General features: G+C 60.4%; 17 protein-coding genes and 1 tRNA gene. 9 read left to right on the top strand and 9 right to left on the bottom strand.

Annotated features, from left to right (window positions below):
• Positions 1-234: 234 nt before the first annotated feature.
• Positions 235-1,161 (top strand): CopD family protein, encoded by a 927-nt coding sequence (locus tag C7402_RS27895; RefSeq protein ID WP_112173349.1) that lies wholly within the window; start codon positions 235-237, stop codon positions 1,159-1,161.
• A gap of 218 nt (positions 1,162-1,379) precedes the next feature.
• Here the strand turns inward: C7402_RS27895 and dgoD are convergent, their stop codons facing one another.
• Positions 1,380-2,528 (bottom strand): galactonate dehydratase, encoded by a 1,149-nt coding sequence (gene dgoD, locus C7402_RS27890; RefSeq protein WP_112173348.1) that lies wholly within the window; start codon positions 2,526-2,528, stop codon positions 1,380-1,382.
• 109 nt (positions 2,529-2,637) lie between these two features.
• Here dgoD and C7402_RS27885 point away from each other — a divergent pair, with 109 nt between their 5' ends.
• Complete coding sequence (locus C7402_RS27885) at positions 2,638-3,351, top strand: FadR/GntR family transcriptional regulator (protein WP_244314959.1); 714 nt, start codon at positions 2,638-2,640, stop codon at positions 3,349-3,351.
• 186 nt (positions 3,352-3,537) lie between these two features.
• Complete coding sequence (locus C7402_RS27880; RefSeq protein ID WP_244314954.1) at positions 3,538-4,554, top strand: sensor domain-containing diguanylate cyclase; 1,017 nt, start codon at positions 3,538-3,540, stop codon at positions 4,552-4,554.
• Positions 4,555-4,569: 15 nt separating this feature from the next.
• On the opposite strand, the gene C7402_RS27875 is transcribed toward C7402_RS27880, so the two are convergent.
• Entirely contained in the window at positions 4,570-5,628 is a 1,059-nt protein-coding gene (locus C7402_RS27875; RefSeq protein ID WP_133254565.1) for a CAP domain-containing protein, read from the bottom strand.
• Positions 5,629-5,694: 66 nt separating this feature from the next.
• Entirely contained in the window at positions 5,695-6,552 is an 858-nt protein-coding gene (locus C7402_RS27865; RefSeq protein WP_133254564.1) for a hypothetical protein, read from the bottom strand.
• 186 nt (positions 6,553-6,738) lie between these two features.
• Between C7402_RS27865 and C7402_RS27860 the strand changes: the two genes are divergently transcribed.
• Both C7402_RS27860 and C7402_RS47095 read left to right on the top strand, forming a co-directional pair.
• A complete protein-coding gene (locus C7402_RS27860; protein WP_112173343.1) occupies positions 6,739-7,965 on the top strand; it encodes a hypothetical protein in 1,227 nt (408 codons plus the stop codon).
• Between the two features lie 259 nt (positions 7,966-8,224).
• Positions 8,225-8,365, top strand: coding sequence for a hypothetical protein (locus C7402_RS47095; RefSeq protein WP_165842011.1), 141 nt, complete (start codon positions 8,225-8,227; stop codon positions 8,363-8,365).
• Between the two features lie 1,019 nt (positions 8,366-9,384).
• Here the strand turns inward: C7402_RS47095 and C7402_RS27855 are convergent.
• From C7402_RS27855 to C7402_RS27830, 6 genes are all read right to left on the bottom strand, one after another.
• The gene (locus C7402_RS27855; protein ID WP_116612908.1) at positions 9,385-10,482 is read right to left on the bottom strand and encodes a plasmid recombination protein; all 1,098 of its coding nucleotides are present in this window, start codon (positions 10,480-10,482) and stop codon (positions 9,385-9,387) included.
• A 271-nt stretch (positions 10,483-10,753) separates the two neighbouring features.
• A complete protein-coding gene (locus C7402_RS27850; protein ID WP_116612907.1) occupies positions 10,754-12,109 on the bottom strand; it encodes a site-specific integrase in 1,356 nt (451 codons plus the stop codon).
• Positions 12,110-12,186: 77 nt separating this feature from the next.
• Positions 12,187-12,263 (bottom strand) — tRNA-Met (locus C7402_RS27845).
• A gap of 70 nt (positions 12,264-12,333) precedes the next feature.
• On the bottom strand, positions 12,334-13,992 hold the full coding sequence (locus tag C7402_RS27840) for an MFS transporter (RefSeq protein ID WP_112173342.1): 1,659 nt from the start codon (positions 13,990-13,992) through the stop codon (positions 12,334-12,336).
• Between the two features lie 315 nt (positions 13,993-14,307).
• A complete protein-coding gene (locus C7402_RS27835) occupies positions 14,308-15,948 on the bottom strand; it encodes a sensor histidine kinase (protein ID WP_116612906.1) in 1,641 nt (546 codons plus the stop codon).
• Between the two features lie 12 nt (positions 15,949-15,960).
• Entirely contained in the window at positions 15,961-16,719 is a 759-nt protein-coding gene (locus C7402_RS27830; protein ID WP_116612905.1) for a response regulator transcription factor, read from the bottom strand.
• A 237-nt stretch (positions 16,720-16,956) separates the two neighbouring features.
• Here C7402_RS27830 and recA point away from each other — a divergent pair, with 237 nt between their 5' ends.
• From recA to sucC, 4 genes are all read left to right on the top strand, one after another.
• Positions 16,957-18,033: a recombinase RecA gene (recA, locus tag C7402_RS27825; protein WP_112173339.1), complete on the top strand. Its 1,077-nt coding sequence runs from the start codon at positions 16,957-16,959 to the stop codon at positions 18,031-18,033.
• Positions 18,034-18,218: 185 nt separating this feature from the next.
• Positions 18,219-19,007 (top strand): recombination regulator RecX, encoded by a 789-nt coding sequence (gene recX / locus C7402_RS27820; RefSeq protein WP_116612904.1) that lies wholly within the window; start codon positions 18,219-18,221, stop codon positions 19,005-19,007.
• A gap of 118 nt (positions 19,008-19,125) precedes the next feature.
• Positions 19,126-19,821, top strand: coding sequence for a DUF2889 domain-containing protein (locus tag C7402_RS27815; RefSeq protein WP_112173338.1), 696 nt, complete (start codon positions 19,126-19,128; stop codon positions 19,819-19,821).
• 50 nt (positions 19,822-19,871) lie between these two features.
• A complete protein-coding gene (sucC, locus tag C7402_RS27810; RefSeq protein WP_112173337.1) occupies positions 19,872-21,038 on the top strand; it encodes an ADP-forming succinate--CoA ligase subunit beta in 1,167 nt (388 codons plus the stop codon).

Raw genomic sequence — 21,038 nt, 5'->3', positions numbered from 1 at the left:
CAGGCACCCGCGCGGAGTGTGTGTCCGCCGGGTTTGCGCTGTGATTCCGACGTGTTTCCGTTTGCGTGCGCCTCGTGGCCGCCGCTTCGGCCTTGTGTTTCATGTTGTTTCCTTGCCACTTGTCTCGATGACTCCAATTGCACTTTCCTTACCGTTGCAGCAAGCGCACTGTTCGCCTCCTTCCTCGCCCCGCGAAGCCCGCGGCACCGGCAACCTGCGGGAGGGCGCGGTCCGATGAAAGCTGACTGGCTCTGGATCGGGCAGGTCGCCATGGCGACCCTCGTCAACATTGCGTATGCGTTCGCGCTCGGCTCGGCGTTCTTTGGCGCGTGGCTCGACAAGGACGGCCGCACGGCGGTCGCGCCCGCGCGCCTCGCGTGGCTGCGCGCGCAGCGTTCGTTGCGCGCGTCGGCGTTCGTGCTCGTGGCAGCGCTCCTCATGTGGATGCTCTACGAAAGCGCGTCGATCAGCGGCGAGCCGCTGCCCGGCGCGTTCGGCGTGGTCGGCACCGTGCTTGCGCAAACCCATGTCGGGCACGCGTGGTCTGTCGCGTTCCTGGGCGCGCTCGTGCTGCTCGGCTGCGCGTTCGCGGCGTCGAGCGTGGCGCGCGACGGCGTGCTGTGGCTGGCGCTCATCGCCATCGCAGGGGGACGCGCGGGCCTCGGTCATGCTGCCGACGCGGGCTTCGCCTCGGCGGCGCTCGGCCTGCATACCCTGCATGTGCTGAGCGCGAGCGCGTGGAGCGGCATCGTCATGGCGGGCGGTCTCGCCGTGCTGCCCGCGCTTGGCGCATCGACCGCGCGCGGCGTGCTGATCCGCACGGCGGGACAGGTGTCGAACGTGGCGATGTTCGCGGTGGGCTTCGTGATCGCGACGGGCGTGTTCAACGCCTTGCGCGGCACCGGCGGCTCGGTCGAGGCGCTGGTGGACAGCGCCTGGGGCCGCGTGCTCCTGCTCAAGTGCGCGCTCGTCGTGCTCGCGCTCGTGCTGGGCGGTTTCAACCGGCTCGTGGCGATGCCGGAGTTGCGCCGCGCGGCGTCGACGGCGGCGGCGCGCCGCTTCGTCAACGTGATCCATCTCGAAGCGATCGTGATGATCGGCGTGCTGGTGGCGGCGGCCGCGCTCGCGCACAGCGTGCCGGGCTACGTGTTGCAGGGCTGAGGCGCGGCTGCCGGCGCTTACGCGCAGCCGTGCCGCTGGCGCGGCTGTGCGTGAACCGGCTGTGTGCGCAACCGGCTTACGTCGCTCGCCAGGCCCGCGGCGGCATGCGCGGGCAGCGAAAAAATCTCGCCAAACGTTACGCCGGCATCATGCGCGGCGCGCAAGGCATCGCGTAACGCGTGACGTCGTCGCCGCCGCGTTCCTGCATCATCCCGGCATCACCATTCGGCGACGCTGCCGTCCTCGTGACGCCACACCGGATTGCGCCAGCGGTGCCCGATCTTCGCCATCTCGCGCACCTTCTCTTCGTTCACGTCGACGCCAAGGCCCGGGCCCTGCGGAATCGACACAAAACCGTCTTCGTACTTGAAGACCTCCGGATTCCTGATGTAGTCGAGCAGATCGTTGCCCTTGTTGTAGTGAATGCCGAGGCTCTGCTCCTGGATGAACGCGTTGTAGCTCACCGCGTCGATCTGCAAGCAGGTGGCGAGCGCGATGGGCCCGAGCGGGCAGTGCAGCGCGAGCGCGACGTCATAGGCCTCGGCCATCGCGGCGATCTTGCGGCACTCGGTGATGCCGCCCGCGTGCGAGGCGTCGGGCTGGATGATGTCCACGTAGCCGCCCGCGAGAATGTGCTTGAAGTCCCAGCGCGAATACAGCCGCTCGCCCAGCGCGATCGGCGTGCTGGTCTGGTTGACGATGTCGCGCAGCGCCTCGACGTTCTCGGAGAGCACGGGCTCCTCGATGAACATCAGCTTGAACGGATCGAGCTCTTTGGCGAGCACCTTGGCCATCGGCTTGTGCACGCGGCCATGGAAGTCCACGCCGATGCCGACATTCGGGCCCACGGCCTCGCGCACGGCCGCGACGTTGTTGATGACGCCTTGCACCTTGTCGAAGGTATCGATGATCTGCAACTCTTCCGAGCCGTTCATCTTCACGGCCTTGAAGCCGCGCTCGACCACGGCGCGCGCATTGTTGGCGACATCGCTCGGACGGTCGCCGCCAATCCACGAATACACCTTGATCTTGTCGCGCACCTGGCCGCCGAGCAGCGCATGCACCGGCACGCCATGATGCTTGCCCTTGATGTCCCAGAGCGCCTGATCGACGCCCGCAATCGCGCTCATCGTGATCGGGCCGCCGCGATAGAAACCCGCGCGGTACATCACCTGCCAGTGGTCTTCGATCAGGAGCGGGTCTTTGCCGATCAGGTAGTCGGCGAGTTCGTCGACGGCGGCGGCCACCGTATGCGCGCGGCCTTCGACGATCGGCTCGCCCCAGCCGACGATGCCCTCGTCGGTTTCGATCTTGAGAAAGAGCCAGCGGGGCGGGACGACGAAGGTTTCGAGCTTGGTGATTTTCATGCGGTGTCTCCGAGGGAACAGGGCGCACGCATCGCATGCAGGGCGGATGCCGCGCGTCTTGAGCGCCATGCTACTGCAAAAATCGCCTTTAAGTGCTATTAATAGTATTATTTCGCATCACTTCCCAATATCCAGGAGAACGGCGATCCAACGCGACCTGCACGGCACGGTGGCCTACGAACTTGGCAGCGCGATCCTGCGCGGCGACTACCCGCCCGCGTGCGTGCTGCCGCGCGAGGCCGAACTCATGGAGGCGTTCGACGTGAGCCGCACGGTGCTGCGCGAGGCGCTGCGCACGCTCACCTCGAAAGGGCTTGTGGAATCGCGACCGCGCGTGGGTACGCGGGTGCGCGCCCGCGAGGCGTGGAATCTGCTCGATGCCGACGTGCTCGACTGGTACGCGCGCGTCGCGCCGCCGCTCGCCTTCGCGCTCAAGCTCCAGGAAATGCGCGAGATGATCGAGCCGTTTGCGGCGGGGCTCGCCGCGAGCGCGCACGACGCCGATGCGCTCGCGTCGCTCGCCGGCGCGCACGCGGCGATGGAGCGGGCGCGCAACGTGGACGAATGGGTGCGCGCCGACCTGCGCTTCCATCTCGCCGTGCTGGGCGCCTGTCGCAACGAGTTGCTGGTGCCGCTCGGCACGCTGATCGAGCGCACGCTCGAAGGGCAGTTGCGCGTGAACGCGAAGCGCGCCGAGGTGTTCAACGCGGCGCTGCCCGACCACACCGCCGTGTTCGATGCGATTGCGCGCCGCGACGCCCACGCCGCGAGCCGCGCGATGGCCGCGCTGTTGCGCGTGACGCGCGAGCGTATCGAGGGTTGAGCGGAGGGTTGAGCGCAACCGGCGATGGTTGCCGCCGCAACGAGCCAAAATGCCTACCGCAAACAGGGCGATTGAAACGTTTGCGTGAAGCTGATTCGCAATGTTTGCTATGCTTTAAGCCGATCTGACGGCACCTGGGCTTACAGCGCCGACAGGATGGCGAAGGCGAGGCAAACGGTTGAAGCGATGAAGAAAAACGAAGCGCAAGACACGCAACTGAACAACGCAACCCTGCTGGAAATCATCAAGGCGCAGTCGGATATCGCGAAACTGGGCCTCGATCTCGGCGGCGTGATGGCCTACGTGGCCGAGCGCACCGAGCGGCTCACGCGCGCGCAAGGCGCCGTGGTCGAGCTGGCCGAAGGCTCGGACATGGTGTATCGCGCGGCCTCGGGCAGTGTCGCGAATCTCCTTGGCATGCGGCTTGCGCGCGAAACGAGCCTCTCCGGCCAGTGCGTGCGCACGGGTGAAATCCTGCGCTGCGACGACTCCGAAACCGACGCACGCGTGGATCGCGAAGCCTGCCGCCGGGCCGGGCTGCGCTCGATGATCGTCATGCCGCTCAAGCATCTCGAGACGACCGTCGGCGTGCTCAAGGTCATGAATGCCGAAGTCAACGCATTCGGCGACGAGGACATCCGCGTTCTCTCCCTGATGTCCGAGCTGATCGCGGCGGCCATGTTCCATGCCGCGCAGCACGAAACGAGCGAGCTTTATCTGCGTGCGACGCACGACGCGCTCACGGGTTTGCCCAATCGCGCGCTCTTTTACGATCGCCTGCGCCAGTCGGTGGATCTCGCCGTTCGCTCGGCGGGCGGACTCGGCGTGCTCAACCTCGACATGGATGGCCTGAAGCCCATCAACGACCTCCATGGCCATCGCGCCGGGGACGCTGCGATCCGCGAGACCGCCTCACGCATCGCGCGCAACAGCCGCCGTGTCGACACGGCCGCGCGCGTGGGCGGCGACGAATTCGCGATGATCCTGCCAGGCATCGCGGGGCGCAAGGACGCCGAAGCGTACAGTCGCCGGCTCGTGGAAACGGTGGGCGAGCCATTCGAATTCGAAGGCAAGCGCATCGATCTCGGTGTGAGCGTGGGCGTGGCGATCCTGCCGGAAGACGGCGTCGAGATGACGACGCTGATCGAATACGCCGATCGTTCGATGTACGAAATCAAGCGCGAGCGCAAGCGTATGCGCTAACCGGCGCGACCACGATTACTCAATCGTCACCTTCATACCCTGCGCGCCGCCGACCGCCTGCTTTTGCACGGCGGCGGCTGTCGCCGTCGTCCAGTTCCAGCTCACATTGAACGCCTGACCGTTCTTCGTTCCCGCGACCGTGGCCGTATAGGGCGTATTGGGCGTGAGTGGCTGGAAGGGCGTGCACATTGCCGCGCCGTGCAGGTCGCCGCCAATGCTCGCCGTTTGCGGATCGACTTCCTGGCAGGGCACGTCCGCGCCATTCGAGGCGATCCTGAACGAAGAGATGACGAGCGCGTCGCCGGTCGCGCCCTGGATCGTGACCGGATAGCCAACCGTGTTGCCAATGTAGCTGGGCACATCGTTCATCGGATTCGGGCTCTCGCTCGCGATCCACTGGTAAGGCGCGCCCGTCTGGCCGCTGTATGGGTACGCTACGAGTTGATTGCTCGCGAGACTGTTCGCGCTATCGGCGAAATCGACGTTGAGCGCGCTATACAGGTTCGCCGCGCCGGCCTGATCGCTTGTGCCGTAGCCCACGCCGGCCAGCGCGAAGTCCGAAAGCATGACGATGCGGTGAAACGGCGCGTTGAAGAGCGTTTCGATGTCGTACAGGCTGTCCGGCAGCTGGTTCGACTGCACGGTGATGGTGACCTCGCCGGTATATGCCGTGGGATGCAGCGCCGCGATGCGCGTTTGCGGATCGACGCCCGTGAAGCCGGGCTGACCCGCCACCTCGTCGTGCCCTTGCGCGTCGTTCGCCACGAGGTAGTTCGCGTGATGCTGCGAGGCCGTCGCCACGTTGGCGTCCTGCGCCAGCACGCGCAGGCCCATGGTCTCGCGGATCATGTTCAGGTATCCGAAGCTGTCGGCAATCGGGTTGCCCGTTTCGGCGTATGCCGCGATCGTTGCCGAGGTGGATGGCACGAGCGCAATGGCTGGGCTCGAAGAGGGCGTCGACGCGTTCGATGACGAGGAACCGCCGCTGCTGCCACTGCCGCCACCGCAAGCCGCAAGAAGACTCAGCAACACGGTGGAAGCCACGCGTTGCGAGGCGAAGAGATTGGCCTTCACGTTGTTCCCCGAATGATAGATGTCGTTGTGTTGTGCGCCAGCGTGCGACGCCGCGCGACCGCGCGATTAGTCGAACAGCGGTTTGATCGCCTTGCCCTTGCCGTAGCCGACTTCATAGGCATCGACCTGCACGTTGACGTCGAGGCTGCTGCTCGTGGGCCAGGTCTGCGTGGCCACTGACTGCACGGTGCCGTAGAGGATCACGGGCACGGATGCAGCGCCGCCGTTTTCGCGCTGGATGCGCGATTCCACGGTCTTTGCCGCGTCCACGGAAACGGTCTTGTGGAACGCCTGATTGATGTTCCGGTTGAACTTGAGGTTGTAGCGGATCGTGCGATCGAGCCTTTTTTCGACGATCTTGCCGTCGGGCGTGACGCTCGTCGCGCTGTCCGTGAACGAGTAGCCCAGCATGTCGCCGTCGTGAAAGAGCGCCTGAATCACGTATTCGCCCTTGAGCGGATTGCCGGGCAACAAGTCGCGCGAGGGCACCGTCTGGACGATGCGGATCTTCGCGGGCGCCGTGGCCGTGATTGTCAGGTCCTGGGCGTGCGCTTTCTGGAAGGTGTCCTTGTCGAACGGATTCGTGATGCTGGCGTAACCGGGAAACTTGATGGCCGCCAGTTGATCCGGGGTCGTGGTGCTCGAATTCTCGACAGCGTCGATGGTCGTCTTTTCGAAGTCTTTCCAGTCGTCGGCCGTGAAGTCGGTCAACTGCATGAAGACGGTGCGCGTGTACGCGCTCCTGTCGATGACGGGCGCGGCGTTGGCATCCGCAGCCGACGCTGGCTGTGCTGCCGCTTGCGCCTGGGGCGCGGCGCTGTTGCTGCTGGTGCTCGTGGATTTTGCGGCCGTGTCGTCCTGCTTGCCGCATGCGGCGAGAAGCAAGGCGGCGACGGAAATTGTGGCGAGGTAGCGTTTATGCATGGCGATCGTTCCGGCTATCAGGGCGAAGTGACTGGCGAAGCTGCGTTCGTCGTGCCAGTGTGTCGCGTCGGCCATCGAATGGCATCGTCAAAAGCGCTGAGAGCGGCTCATCAAAAGTGATGATTCGTTCGCCGGGGATCGCGGATACGCTTCCCATAAAAAGCAGCCGTGTAAGAGGTCGGGGTGATGGTTCAGCAAAAAGGCGCGGTCGGGGATCTCGGCCTGTGGGATGAGCTCGTGGGTGAGCTGTACGAGTCCGTCCTCAATCCGGGCGGTCTGCAAGACACCGTCAAGCGCATCGACCGCTGGATCGGTTCGAGCTTTTGTCATTTGATGGCCTGGGACGATCGCAACGACCGTCACCACTTCTCGATCCTCACCGATCACTCGTTTCTCGGCGAAGCCGCCAAATACGAGCAGTATTACGGCAGCATCGACCCGCGCCGCCAGTACAGCACGCACCAGCCGCCGGGCACCGTGTTCGCGTGCCACGATCACTTCGACGACTCGTTCGTGAGCCGCGACGAGTTCTACCAGGACCTGATCATTCCGATGGGCGCGCGCTACATCCTGAACGCGTGCATCCTGCGCGAGAGCGGTATCTCCGCGTATATCGCGTTCAACCACACGAGCGGCCACGGCCATTTTTCCGCGGAGCAGAAGCAGGCGGTGACGCGTCTCGTGCCGCACATGCAGCGCACGCTGCGCATCGCCATGCGCAACGAGCGCTTTCGTGCGGGCCTCTTTGCCGGTGAAGCCGGGCTCGACGCGCTCGAACAGGCCGTTTTCACGGTCGATGCGAACGACGGGATCATCTTCCTGAACCGTTCGGCGCAGGCGCTCCTCAAGGGGCAGACGTGGGTGAAGGCGCGTGGGCGGCAACTCGTGGCGTGCGCGTTCGGCGACGCCGCGAAGCTCTCGGCGGTATTCGCGCGCGTGCGCCTTTCGCGCCAGCCGGAAACGCTCGCGTTGCATGGCGGCAGCGATGTGCAGCGCGCGCCCGAATCGACCCAGCTCGTGACGGTGTTGCCGGTGGCGCCGGAGCAGCTCGTGCGCCCGGTGTCGAGCGTGACGGGCAGCCTGTTCGACGATGCCAGGCCCGACGCTGGCGGCGACCCCGCGAGTTTTCCGTTCGTGCTGGGCGGCGCGGAGCTGGTCGTGCTGATCACGCCGCAACGGCGCAAATCGACCATTTCCGCAGGCTCGCTCAAGGCGGTGTTCGGACTCACGCCGGCGGAAGCGCGCCTCGCGCATGAACTGGCGAAGGGCGTGAGCGTGGACGAGTACTCGGCCGCCGCGGCGATCAGCGTGGCCACGGCGCGCACGCAGTTGCGCTCGATCCTCGCGAAAACGGGGGAACGGCGTTTGCAGGATCTGGTGCGGATGCTCTCTACGCTGCCTTCGCGGGGGTAGGGAAGGGCGGCGTGCGCCGGGAAGGGCGCGCCCGGCGTTTCAAAACAAAAAAGCCGCTGTCCTTGTGGGACAGCGGCTTTTTCTTGCAACTGGTGGCGAATCAGGGATTTTTTCTGATCTGAAAAAATCCCCTTTTCCATCAACACCTTACCTCAAAAAAGTGGGTCGTTTAGGAAAAAAACGGACGCACCAAGTGTCCCACATTCGCCACCAATGAACAACAACCTGTAAAAATTTACAGGTAGGACGGAGGTTAGCAATGAGCACACAGGAAGAACAGACGAGAACACTGCTGGAAATTCTCGGTCATGGTCAAAAACAGATTAATGACGGTGAATTTCGTAACGTTGATGATGTTTTTGATGACCTCGACCGTGAAGATTTGGAAAAGGCGGAGTAAGAATGAAGTAATATTAAATGAGAACGAGGGAGGTATGGCGTAGTAATGCGAAGTGTGGAGTAGTAAAATGGTAGAAACAAAGTAGATGAAAGAAGGGTGTAGGGGAATTGAGTAGTATTACTTCGCTTCGCGCGTTTAATCACTACATAAGAACCTAACGCAGTTAACTGTATCCCCTCGGTTTTCGCCTAAAAAGTGACCCTCAAAGCCTTACCCAAAAAGGCTTTCAAGCCGATCTACATACCAAAAAAATCGAATTAGTAAGTTCGGAACTCAAAAAGATGACAGCGCCAAACAAAAAAACCATCTAAAAAGATGGTTTTTATTTCCCTCTTGACAATTTCGAGAATTGTCATAAGGTAATGGTGCTTACTTTCTCACGGTTCGCAATTTAAAGATAACGACTTCGAAAATTTTGTCAATACCGAATTCAAATTAAATTGCTCTGCTGGGAAATAGGCAGGGCAATTTTTTTATGCGTCAATTAAGTTTCACGATTTGAAAAATTGCTAACGCTCTACTGGTAGCGCAGGTAAAAATAGTCGGGATTGCGACCAAAACAGTAGCACCCGATAACTGGAAAAGGCGAACGAGCGACGCTATAAGCAGGTGACTAAAAAGACTGAATAGCCTGCTGGTCAATATAGTGGAAGTGGTGAAAATGGGAAGTCTAAGCATAGCCACAGTGATGAGCGCAATTGCGAGACCACGCTTAGGAGGGTGTTAAAGAACCTTGAACTCGCAAAGCAGAATACTTAACTAAGTCTGCCAGGATGTGTAGCAGTATCATTTAACGGATACTGAAAATCGTCGAAACTACCAATTCCTGTAAAGCTAACTAACAAATCGCCTTTTTCGGTTTGGTAGGGTTTGAGCTTTACAGGAATTAGTAGTACACATACTGGCAAAGCCAGAGTAAAAGTACAGTACAGATGGATAATTAAGATCTGGCAAAGCACAGTTACCCGAAGGGTAAAAATTCACGATAGTGAATTAAAAATGGACGGCGGGGGCAGAAATCAAATTTTAAGCGCTTTGAGCGATTTTTGATGGTTTGCGCTGTCTGGGGTGGGTCTGGGATCTACTAACGCCTTAAAAGCCTCATTTTCAGCGTTTAAACGCACATTTTCAGCCTCCAACTCTTCAATCCTTTCCCTTAGATCACTCAACACCGAAATGTCGCTATTCTTGGAATTTAGCGCATCAGCGTATAGTTCACGACGAGCGCACAATTCTCTCTCCTGCTTGTCAAGCTCCAACTGTTTCGCCTCCTGCTCTTCCTTCTGCTTGTAAAGATTTTCAGCCCATTGCTTAATGTCAAACAGGAATTTTTTGCGAAGTATTTCATTCGACTTAAGTAGTGTGTTCATCATTGGCTTGAATTTTTCTCTGATTTCAGCGATGGATACCTTGCCAGAGAACCAGCCTGCCTCCAAATCATTGATTGTCCTTTCAATGGTTTTGTCAAAATTCGTGTTCAAGGCCTCATCAATCATTTTGTAGAACTCTTTAAGTTCCTTGTGCTTTTTCTTTGAATTCCTCACGCCACGAACCAGCCCAAATCTTTTGTTACAGATCGCATGACGATCATGTAATTCTCTTAAAAATTTTGGGTCGTAACGTTTGGCATTCAGTGACCAGCTTTCTTTGTGAAACTCGCCTTTCTGGTTTTTGTACTTCTTGATCGACTTCATTTCAGTGCTGACGAGAAAATGAAAATGTGGTGTTCTTTCATCCATATGTAATATGGCGACCTTTAGTTGCTCACCAAATTCTTTTTTCATGAACTCGACCTGATGACTTGCCCAGTCATCAACCTGCTTTTTTGATTTACTTTTGAAAAATTCAGGCGACGCAGAAATGACGAATTCCATCATGAAGACGTTACCGTCTTTTTCCTTCACGTCCAATTTTTTGTAGTGAGCAGTTAGCTCCTCTTGCAGAGAGCTTGCGTTCGTTGTGTCAACCTCCAACGTATTGACATAGACGCGGTTTAAGTGTGTTCTGTTTGCGTCGATGTTTTGCTGATGACGCAGGCGAAAATTGTGTCTGGCTACTTGCGTTATTTTTGAACGAGATTTAACTTTTTTGGTTCTTAATATATTGTAGATTGGCATACGCTGTTCTTGTAATTTTTGCGATCTCCTACTAATAAGCGTAGCGTTAATTTGGCGGTAGTCAATGCCACTAACTTTCAGTTAGCGTCACTCACTATACCAACCCACTTCGGGGTTGGTGCTCGCAAGGGAGTATCCCTTGACCCTAAAAGCCAAAATCAAAAGCCAAACCGTAAGGGCCGAACCCTTACTATCCCGTTCCGGTTGCCCAAAAAAACCTGCTCGTTGGCAGGTTTTTTTTGACAATCGGTGCGTATATTTTCGCGCTGTTTCAGTGGAAAACTTTGATGGGGTAGGTCAATTTATCCATTGCCTCTTTGAGAATTTTCATCGGTTTGTCTTGCTGGTAATTTGCGAAGTGGGGCGATGAAAAATCTACTTTTCCCTGCTCATAATGTCCAACAATTGCCATGAGAATGGCAGGATGAACGTTCAGGTTGGTCATCGAATTAATGAACGTAGTTCGGAAGGAATGGAACACTTTCCGGTCGTCTTTGATTTCGAGCTTGTCCAGATATTCACCAAAACGCCGAGACATATTTTTCGAAAAACCATTTTTTCCATCTTTCAGGTGGGGAAAAAGATGGGTTGCTTTTGTTGTCTTGACTTGTTCAACGTAGTCCAGAAACTTCGATTTCAGGATAACGTCAGGCAATGGAATTTTACGAACTGAGTTCGAATTTTTGGCGGCGTCATGCTGGATATCGAACACCAAAATACCATCGATTTTTGTAATCTGCTCAAGCCTCAGGCTTGCCAGTTCCTCAACACGTGCGCCCGTGTAAAGGCTCAAAAATGGCAACCAATGATAGTCGGCTTTTTTGAGAAAATCCCTGTACTTCAGTTCCTCGAAAATTATTTTCAGGTCCTCATCTTCAAACGGCTTGTAAGAGCGCACCTGTTTTTTTAATTTTGCTTTGGTGGAAATCTTAACCCGTTCAAACGGATTGCCAGCAAAAAACAGATTATTGTTAATGGCGTATTCGAACAGCGACCGCAGGAATGAAGTCTTGGCATTGATGGCACTGGCAGAACCACCTAAAGCCAGTAGGCGGTTCTTGTAGGCAACTGCCTGATCTGGGCTGTATTGATTAACATCAAGGTCGCCAAAGAACGCCTTAAATTCGTCGTAGGTGCGTTCTTTGTCATAGATTGTTTTTGCTACATTGTCCATTTTCTTTTCAGTGAGATATAGACGCACAACCTCACTGAACAACTGACTTTTTTGCGTAGCACTTTGTCCTTGGACAATGCCGTTAGGCACATTCCCAAAAGCGGTTTTGGGTTTTCCTGCTAACTTTTCCGCCAATTCAGCACGGCTGAGTTGGCTAAACTGGGCAGGTGTCAGCCCCAGTTTTTCAATAATCTGGGAGACAATATCAACGTCAGCAGGTTTCACGTCCCTGAAACTGACGGCACCATTAGGTGCTACCTCAACGTCCAGCTTTTTGATTTTGCTCAGGTCGAAGTCATTCATCGCCAGTTTCATGTTCAAGTCCAGAGCATGAATTCTAGCCCGATGGAAGTCTTTCGTTCCGAGCGACCAGCGGTACTTTTTCTTATTGAGAATTATTCTCAAATAGTACACGCCGTGACGTGACTGGTACAGACGGGGTAACTTGTTCATGGGAATGACCCACCAAGTGACCCACCGAAAAGAGAAAAGGCTCTGTAATCGATTGATTACAAAGCCTTTTTTGATGCTGGTGGCGAATCAGGGATTCGAACCCCGGACCTGCGGATTATGATTCCGTCGCTCTAACCGGCTGAGCTAATTCGCCGAAGAAGAGAATTATGCCTGCCCACCCTAGGGCCGTCAACCCCCTTCTTCATCTTTTTTCAAACCGCGGCTCAATCCTGCGCATAAATATCCGAGTCCTTGGTTTCCTTCACGAACAGCATGCCGATCACGAAGGTCACCAGCGCGATGATGATCGGATACCAGAGGCCCGAATAGATGTCGCCTCGCGCCGCCACGATGGCGAAGGCCGTTGCCGGCAGGAAGCCGCCGAACCAGCCGTTGCCGATGTGATACGGCAGCGACATCGACGTGTAGCGGATGCGCGTCGGGAACATCTCCACCAGCATCGCCGCGATCGGGCCGTACACCATGGTCACGAAGATCACGAGGATCGTCAGCATCACCACCGTCATCGGCCAGTTGAGCTGCGCCGGGTCGGCCTTGAGCGGATAGCCCGCCGCCTTGAGCGTTGCCGCGAGCGTCTTCTCGAACGTCGCGCCCGCTTCCTTGGCGCCGGCTGCCCGGCCATCAAACGTGTCGATGGTCGTGTCGCCCACCTTGATCTGCGCGAGCGTGCCAGCCGGGGCCGCCACGTTCTCGTAGTTCAGGCCGGCCTTCGAGAGCGCACTCTTCGCAATGTCGCACGAGCTCGTGAACTTCGAGGTGCCCACCGGGTTGAACTGGAACGAACACTCGTCCGGATTCGCGATCACGACGATCGGTGCGCGTGCGGTCGCCGCTTCGAGCGCCGGGTTCGCGTAGTGCGTAATCGCCTTGAAGATCGGGAAGTAGGTGAGCGCCGCGATCAGGCAGCCGGCCATGATGATGGGCTTGCGGCCGATCTTGTCCGAGAGCGCGCCGAAGAACAGGAAGAACGGCGTGCCGATCAGGAGCGCCACCGCGATCAGGATGTTGGCGCTCGCGCCGTCCACCTTGAGGGTTTGCGTGAGGAAGAAGAGTGCGTAGAACTGGCCCGTGTACCAGACCACGGCCTGGCCGGCGGTCACGCCGAAGAGGGCGAGCAGCACGACCTTGAGGTTCTTCCACTGGCCGAAGGCTTCCTTGATCGGCGCCTTCGAGATCTTGCCTTCCGCCTTGATGCGCTTGAATGCCGGCGATTCGTCGAGTTGCAGGCGGATCCACACCGAAATCGCCAGCAGCAGGATTGAGGCGATGAACGGAATGCGCCATGCCCATGCGCCGAACTGCTCTTCGCCCACGAAGGTGCGCACGCCGAGGATCACGAGCAGCGACAGGAACAGGCCGAGCGTGGCGGTCGTCTGGATCCAGGCGGTGTAGAAGCCGCGGCGTCCGGCCGGTGCGTGTTCCGCGACGTAGGTCGCGGCGCCGCCGTACTCGCCGCCGAGCGCGAGGCCCTGCAAGAGACGCATGCCGATGAAGATCACCGGCGAGGCAATGCCGATCGACGCATAGCCTGGCAGGAAGCCGACCACGAAGGTCGACACACCCATGATGACGATCGTGACGAGGAACGTATGCTTGCGGCCCACGAGGTCGCCGAGGCGCCCGAAGACGATCGCGCCGAACGGGCGCACCGCGAAGCCCGCGGCGAAGCCGAGCAGCGTGAAGATGAAGCCGGCTGTGGGATTGACGCCGGAAAAGAAGCTCTTGCTGATGAAGGCCGCGAGTGAGCCTGCCAGGTAAAAGTCGTACCACTCGAACACGGTGCCGAGCGACGACGCGAAGATCACGCGTTTTTCGTCGCTGGTCATCGGCGCGTGCGAGACTTGTCCGCCAACGGTTGCCATATGTGTCTCCAATATTGATATGCGTGTGGTCCGGCGGGCGACGCTTCGACCGGCGGTCCTGCGAAGCATTATTGGAATGGAAACTTACGGGCTTCTGACGCGAGTGCGAGTTTCTGATCAGGCTGTAGGTAGGGGGTTCGATCGTCTATTGTCGGTCAATATCACATAGATTCGTTTATTTATGCAATAACGTCTTCCAACGTCATTATCTGCTGGTGTGTGACGCAGACTGGCTAAGGGTAAGTCCCATCCCGTTTTCTGACCCGATCCGTCAGTTTCGCGGCGGATTCACCGCTTGCGCAGCGCTCGCGCGGTTCAGGCGCGTGCGCGCAGGCGCAATGTCACGCGCACGAGCGTGCCCGTCAGGCGCGGCGTTTCCTGGTAGACGTGGTCTTCGATGGCGAGCGTGCCGCCGTGCATCGTGGCGATTTCGCGCACGATCGCGAGACCCAGCCCGCTGCCTTCGCCGTCGCGCCCGAGAATGCGGTAGAAGCGCTCGATCACGCGCTCGCGCTCGGCCGCCGGAATGCCGATGCCGGTGTCCTCCACTTCGAGGTGGACCACGCCGGCCGTGGGCTCGGGCCGCACGCGCACGGTGATGCGCCCGCCCGCGGGCGTGTAGCGGATCGCGTTGTCGATGAGGTTCGAGAGCATCTCGCGCAGCATCACGGGGTTGCCGTCCACTTCGATGCGCGCGTTTTCTTCTTCGCCGCTTTCCTCGCCGCCATACGCCGTTTCCGGGCCTTCGTAGCCCAGGTCCATCTGCTTGGCGAGCGCCGGCTGCACCCAGTCGCGCACCGCGTGGCGCGCCACGTCCGCGACGTCCACCGGCGTGAAGATCTGGCCGGTCATGCGGTTTTCCGCCCGCGCGAGCGCGAGCAACTGCGTGACGAGCCGCGCGGCGTGCTCGGAACTCGTTGCGATCTGCTCGAGCGAGCGGTGCACCTCGGCGGGTGCGTCCTGGCGCAGCGCCAGCTCGGCCTGGGTGCGCAGGCCCGCGAGCGGGGTTTTCATCTGATGCGCGGCGTCGGCGATGAAGCGCTTTTGCAGCTCCATGTTCTGTTCGAGCCGCGTGAGCAGGTCGTTGAACGAGGTGACGAGCGGCTCGATCTCGGGCGGCGCGCGGCGCGCTTCGAGCGGCGAGAGGTCGTCGGGGCGGCGCATGCGGATATTCGATTGCAGCGCGTGCAGGGGCGCAAGGCCGCGCGAGAGTCCGAACCACACGAGCAGGATGGCGAGCGGCAGGATCACGAACTGCGGCAGGATCACCCCCTTGATGATGTCGTTGGCGAGCTGGCGGCGCTTGTCGAGCGTTTCGGCCACCTGTACGAGCACGGGTTGACCTTGCCGGTCGGCGGCGCCCGCATGCGTCGGCTCCACCGTCGTATAGGCGACGCGGATGTCGATGCCGTGCAGCGTGTCGTCGCGAAACTCCACGACGCCCGGCGGCGGGCGGTCGTCGTCGTGCGGCAGCGGCATGTCGCGGTCGCCGCCCACCAGCTCGCCGCGGCTGCCCAGCACCTGGTAGTACACGCTGTCCACATTGTCGGCGCGCAGGAAGTCGCGCGTGGAGGCGGGCAGCGTCAGCTCGGCCACGCCGTTGACCGGATGGATCTGGCGCGCGAGCACGTAGGCGTCGGTTTCGAGTGCGCGGTCGAAGGGGCCGTTGGCGATGGACTTCGCCACGAGATAGGTGACCGCGATGCTCATCGGCCAGAGCAGCAGCAGCGGCGCGAGCATCCAGTCGAGAATTTCGCCGAAGAGCGAGCGCGGGCGCGCCTCGGCAACGGCTTCGGTTTCGTCGGGCGGGGCGAACGGGTTGGCGTAGCGGGCGTCGCGCGCTTCGTCGTCGAGGGCGTCGGCGCCGGATGCCGAGGCGCCCGACGCGTCTTCACCGGCAGCGCCCGCAGCGCCGTGGGGCGGCGCGGAGCGCGCGGCGGCAGGACGCCCGGCCATCGTCGCTCCCTCTTACTTGAAGTAGTGGCTGGCGGGCATGGCCGGCGCAGCCTCGGGCGCGGCGGCCGCGGCGCGCGACGAGGCTGCGCCGGTCTGCGCTTCCTTCGCTTCTTTTTCGAGGCAGTAGCCGAGCCCGCGCACGGTCACGATGCGCACGCCGCCCGCTTCGAGTTTTTTGCGCAGCCGGTGCACGTAGACTTCGATCGCGTTGTTGCTGACTTCCTCGCCCCATTCGCACAGGTGATCGACGAGCTGTTCCTTCGAAACGAGCCGCCCGATGCGCTGGAGCAGCACTTCGAGCACGCCGAGTTCGCGCGCCGAAAGATCGAGCACCTGGTCGTGGATGCGCGCGATGCGACCCACCTGGTCGAACGACAGCGCCCCATGGTGCACCATGGTCGGCCCGCCGCCCGCGCCGCGCCGCGTGAGGGCGCGCACGCGCGCTTCGAGCTCGTTGAGCGCGAAGGGCTTGGCCATGTAGTCGTCGGCGCCGAGGTCGAGGCCTTTCACGCGCTCGTCCACGCTGTCGGCGGCGGTGAGGATCAGCACGGGCAGGTTGGAATTGCGCGCGCGCAAACGGCGCAGCACTTCGAGGCCCGGCATTTTCGGCAGGCCCAGATCGAGGATTAAAAGGTCGAACGACTGCATCGACAAGGCCGTATCGGCATCCACGCCGCTACGCACGTGATCAACGGCATAGCCCGATTGGCGGAGTGATCGGACGAGCCCGTCCGCGAGTATGCTGTCGTCTTCGGCAATGAGGATTCGCATGTTGCGCCAGCGTCGCCTTCGAGCTCTGGTGAGCCTCGTAGCGCCCGCGCCGCACCGTACCTTTGAAGGCGCGGCCAGCCGACGCGGGGCGGTCTCCCGAAATTCACGGTTCTGGTTAGCCGGAAGGGCTTGCCAAAACCACTGTTTTTTTATACAGTGTCTGCGTTCGTGTGCATTAGCCCGAATAAGGCGTGCGCATGGTCACGAGACGCCGTTCATCATAGCAAAGGACGATTCATGGAAGATAGCAAGAAAGGCTCGGCTGGGCTGACTGCTGAAAAGAGCAAGGCGCTGGCCGCCGCGCTCGCGCAGATCGAAAAGCAGTTCGGCAAAGGGTCGATCATGCGACTCGGCGACGGCGACGCGGTCGAGGACATCCAGGTGGTCTCCACCGGTTCGCTCGGTCTCGACATCGCACTCGGCGTGGGCGGTCTGCCGCGCGGCCGCGTGGTCGAGATCTACGGTCCGGAATCGTCGGGCAAGACCACGCTCACGCTGCAAGTGATCGCCGAATTGCAGAAGATCGGCGGCACGGCGGCGTTCATCGACGCGGAACACGCGCTCGACGTGCAATACGCTTCCAAGCTCGGCGTGAACGTGCCTGAACTGCTCATCTCGCAGCCGGACACGGGCGAGCAGGCGCTCGAAATCGCCGACGCACTCGTGCGCTCGGGCTCGATCGACATGATCGTGATCGACTCGGTCGCGGCGCTCGTGCCGAAGGCCGAAATCGAAGGCGAAATGGGCGACTCGCTGCCGGGTCTGCAAGCGCGTCTGATGTCGCAGGCGCTGCGCAAGCTCACCGGCACGATCAAGAAGACGAACTGCATGGTGATCTTCATCAACCAGATTCGCATGAAGATCGGCGTGATGTTCGGCAACCCGGAAACCACCACGGGTGGCAACGCGCTCAAGTTCTACGCATCGGTGCGTCTGGACATTCGCCGTATCGGCTCGATCAAGAAGAACGACGAAGTCATCGGCAGCGAAACGCGCGTGAAGGTCGTGAAGAACAAGGTTGCGCCGCCGTTCCGCGAAGCCGTGTTCGACATTCTTTACGGCGAAGGCATTTCGCGTCAGGGCGAAGTCATCGACCTCGGCGTGCAGGCCAAGATCGTCGACAAGGCGGGTGCGTGGTACAGCTATAACGGCGAGCGCATTGGCCAGGGCAAGGACAACGCACGCGAATTCCTGCGTGAGAATCCGGACATCGCCCGTGAGATCGAAAACCGTATTCGCGAATCGCTCGGCGTGAGTGCGATGCCCGACGGCGTCAAAGACTCCGGCGAAGTCGAGATCGCTGACGAAGAGTAAGTTCTCCAGGCTCTCGTAGACAAGGCAAGCTGATGCGCAAGGGCGGGTCTGCTTCGGCGCCGCCGTCCCCGGCGGCGTCTTCGACGTCCTCCACGTCCTCGCAGTCTGGCGAGCAGGCGAACTTGCGTGCCGAATCACGAATTTCGCCTTCGTCGGCATCGTCGCCGATGTCTACGATGTCTACGATGTCGCGAACGGCCGGTTCAAGCCGCGACGCCCATGCGGGCGATCGCGGCTTTGCGCATTCTGGCGCGGCCGACTCTTCGCCCGCCGATCTCAGCGACGATGGCGGCGCAGTCTTCGAAGTGCCGTTCGAAGCCTTCTTTGGCGCGGGCGACGAAGCCTCGTCGAGCCCGCCATTCGATTCTTCCTCGCAGACATCGCTGAAAAAGCGGCTGTATGCACCGACCGCCGAGCCGGACGAGGCTGCCGAACCCCAAGGCGACCGCTACGAGCGCAGCACCGTCACGCGCGCTGCCCGGCAAAGCGCGCGCGAAAAATCATCGGCAGCCAGACAGCGCCCCGAGCGCTCGCTCAAAGGTCGCGCGCTTGGCTATCTCTCGCGCCGCGAATACAGCCGCGCGGAACTTTCGCGCAAGCTCATGCCGTACACCGAAGACGCCGACGGACTCGAAGTGCTGCTCGATTCGCTCGAACGCGAAGGCTGGCTCTCCGACGCCCGCTTTGCCGAAAGCGTCGTGCACCGTCGCGCCGCGCGCGTGGGGGCAGGGCGTATCGTGAGCGAACTCAAGCGCCACGCCGTGGGTGAGACGCTCATCGAAGAGGTCAGCACGCAACTGCGCGAGACCGAACTCGTGCGCGCCCGCGCCGTCTGGCAAAAGAAGTACGGCCAGTTGCCCGAAACGCCCGCCGAGCGCGCGCGCCAGGCGCGCTTTCTCGCGGCGCGCGGATTCTCGATGTCGATCATCGGCAAGATCCTCAAGGGGATTGAGGACGACTGGTCCGATAATTGAGTCAACCGTCTCGAAAAGCCGTGCGCGCTTGACCATGAGCAGCCTGTGTGTTCCCGGCTGTCTCAAATACCCGGTATGTTAAAATCACGGGGTTTTCCAATCCGGTCTTACCTTTAGCATGCCGCTTCCTCCGCCCGTGCCCCGCCAGTTGCGCCACCAGCGCGCCATCCGGGCGGTTGCGTATGAGCGCGAAGACGGCCTGTGGGACATCGACGCGTGCCTGACCGACCACAAGCCACGCGACGTGCCGCTCGCCGCCGGTGTCCGGCCCAATGGTCTGCCGATCCATGAACTCTGGCTGCGCATTACGATCGATCGCAAGCTCAACGTCGTCGACGCAGAAGCGTCGTCCGACTGGGTGCCTTATGACGGTCAGTGCCAGAACGCTCATCCTGCCTATCGGGCCCTTATCGGGCTCAATCTCCTCCAGAACTTCCGCCGCGAAGCGGGCCGGCTCCTCGCCGGCACGGTCGGCTGCACGCATCTCACAGAAATGTTGGGCGTATTGCCGACCACTGCAATCCAGGCGTTCGTCGGAGAGGTGTGGGATACATCGAATGGCTCGCCGGGCGAAGAGCCCGGACCGGAACACGGCAAGACCGCCGGAGGCAATGAGGCCGCCGGTGAAAAGCCGCCCTTCCAGCTTGGCCGCTGCCATGCGCTGCGGTTCGACGGGGAGGCGGTGAAGCAGTTTTATCCGCGCTGGTATGGCCATGTGCCGCGTTCAATAGAGCGCGGTGCTGAAGTCGCCAGCGTGCGCGAGGGCAGGAACCCGGGCCAAGAGGGCAGGGCCGACGCCACCGCGCATGAATAAGAACAGCGGAATCGAAGTTCACTCCAACTCTCAGACTGAAGGAATCACGCATGAAGATTCACGAGTACCAGGGTAAGGAAATCCTGCGGAAATTCGGAGTCGCCGTCCCGCGCGGCATCCCGGTGTTTTCGGTGGATGACGCGGTCAAGGCCGCTGAAGAGCTCGGCGGCCCGGTTTGGGTTGTCAAGGCGCAGATCCACGCGGGTGGCCGCGGTAAGGGCGGCGGCGTGAAGGTTGCCAAGACGCTGGAGCAGGTCCGCGAATACGCGAACCAGATCCTCGGCATGCAGCTCGTCACGCACCAGACCGGTCCGGAAGGCCAGAAGGTCAACCGTCTGCTGATCGAAGAAGGCGCTGACATCAAGCAAGAGCTGTATGTCAGCCTCGTCGTTGATCGCGTGTCGCAAAAGATCGTTCTGATGGGTTCGAGCGAAGGCGGCATGGACATCGAAGAAGTGGCCGAAAAGCACCCGGAACTGATCCACAAGGTCATCGTTGAGCCGTCGACGGGTCTGCTCGACGCCCAGGCCGACGACCTCGCCGCGAAGATCGGCGTGCCCGCTGCTTCGATTCCGCAAGCCCGCACGATCCTGCAAGGCCTGTACAAGGCATTCTGGGAAACGGACGCATCGCTGGCTGAAATCAACCCGCTGAACGTCTCCGGCGACGGCAAGGTGATCGCGCTCGACGCGAAGTTCAACTTCGACTCCAACGCGCTGGCCCGTCATCCGGAAATCGTCGCTTACCGCGACCTGGACGAAGAAGATCCGGCTGAAGTCGAAGCCTCGAAATTCGACCTCGCGTACATCTCGCTCGACGGCAACATCGGCTGTCTGGTGAACGGCGCAGGCCTCGCGATGGCCACGATGGACACCATCAAGCTGTTCGGCGGCGAGCCGGCGAACTTCCTGGACGTGGGCGGTGGCGCCACGACCGAGAAGGTCACCGAAGCGTTCAAGCTCATGCTCAAGAACCCGGGCCTGAAGGCGATCCTCGTGAACATCTTCGGCGGCATCATGCGCTGCGACGTGATCGCGGAAGGCGTGATCGCCGGTTCGAAGGCCGTGAACCTGAACGTGCCGCTCGTCGTGCGCATGAAGGGCACGAACGAGGACCTCGGCAAGAAGATGCTGGCCGAATCGGGCCTGCCGATCATCTCGGCAGACAGCATGGAAGAAGCTGCGCAGAAGGTTGTCGCGGCTGCCGAAGGCAAGTAA

Origin of the sequence: Paraburkholderia unamae, from assembly GCF_003096875.1 — a bacterium.
GTDB lineage: Bacteria > Pseudomonadota > Gammaproteobacteria > Burkholderiales > Burkholderiaceae > Paraburkholderia > Paraburkholderia unamae.
The sequence above is the reverse complement of the archived record's forward strand: the minus strand, read 5'-3'. Positions and strand labels throughout refer to the sequence as shown.

Excerpts from the sequence above, each read along its gene's own strand:
- C7402_RS27895 (WP_112173349.1), top strand. The coding sequence starts at position 235 with ATGAAAGCTGACTGGCTCTGGATCGGGCAGGTCGCCATGGCGACCCTC.
- dgoD (WP_112173348.1), bottom strand. The coding sequence starts at position 2,528 with ATGAAAATCACCAAGCTCGAAACCTTCGTCGTCCCGCCCCGCTGGCTC.
- C7402_RS27880 (WP_244314954.1), top strand. The coding sequence starts at position 3,538 with ATGAAGAAAAACGAAGCGCAAGACACGCAACTGAACAACGCAACCCTG.
- C7402_RS27865 (WP_133254564.1), bottom strand. The coding sequence starts at position 6,552 with ATGCATAAACGCTACCTCGCCACAATTTCCGTCGCCGCCTTGCTTCTC.
- C7402_RS27860 (WP_112173343.1), top strand. The coding sequence starts at position 6,739 with ATGGTTCAGCAAAAAGGCGCGGTCGGGGATCTCGGCCTGTGGGATGAG.
- C7402_RS47095 (WP_165842011.1), top strand. The coding sequence starts at position 8,225 with ATGAGCACACAGGAAGAACAGACGAGAACACTGCTGGAAATTCTCGGT.
- C7402_RS27855 (WP_116612908.1), bottom strand. The coding sequence starts at position 10,482 with ATGCCAATCTACAATATATTAAGAACCAAAAAAGTTAAATCTCGTTCA.
- C7402_RS27850 (WP_116612907.1), bottom strand. The coding sequence starts at position 12,109 with ATGAACAAGTTACCCCGTCTGTACCAGTCACGTCACGGCGTGTACTAT.
- C7402_RS27840 (WP_112173342.1), bottom strand. The coding sequence starts at position 13,992 with ATGGCAACCGTTGGCGGACAAGTCTCGCACGCGCCGATGACCAGCGAC.
- C7402_RS27835 (WP_116612906.1), bottom strand. The coding sequence starts at position 15,948 with ATGGCCGGGCGTCCTGCCGCCGCGCGCTCCGCGCCGCCCCACGGCGCT.
- C7402_RS27830 (WP_116612905.1), bottom strand. The coding sequence starts at position 16,719 with ATGCGAATCCTCATTGCCGAAGACGACAGCATACTCGCGGACGGGCTC.
- recA (WP_112173339.1), top strand. The coding sequence starts at position 16,957 with ATGGAAGATAGCAAGAAAGGCTCGGCTGGGCTGACTGCTGAAAAGAGC.
- recX (WP_116612904.1), top strand. The coding sequence starts at position 18,219 with ATGTCGCGAACGGCCGGTTCAAGCCGCGACGCCCATGCGGGCGATCGC.
- C7402_RS27815 (WP_112173338.1), top strand. The coding sequence starts at position 19,126 with ATGCCGCTTCCTCCGCCCGTGCCCCGCCAGTTGCGCCACCAGCGCGCC.
- sucC (WP_112173337.1), top strand. The coding sequence starts at position 19,872 with ATGAAGATTCACGAGTACCAGGGTAAGGAAATCCTGCGGAAATTCGGA.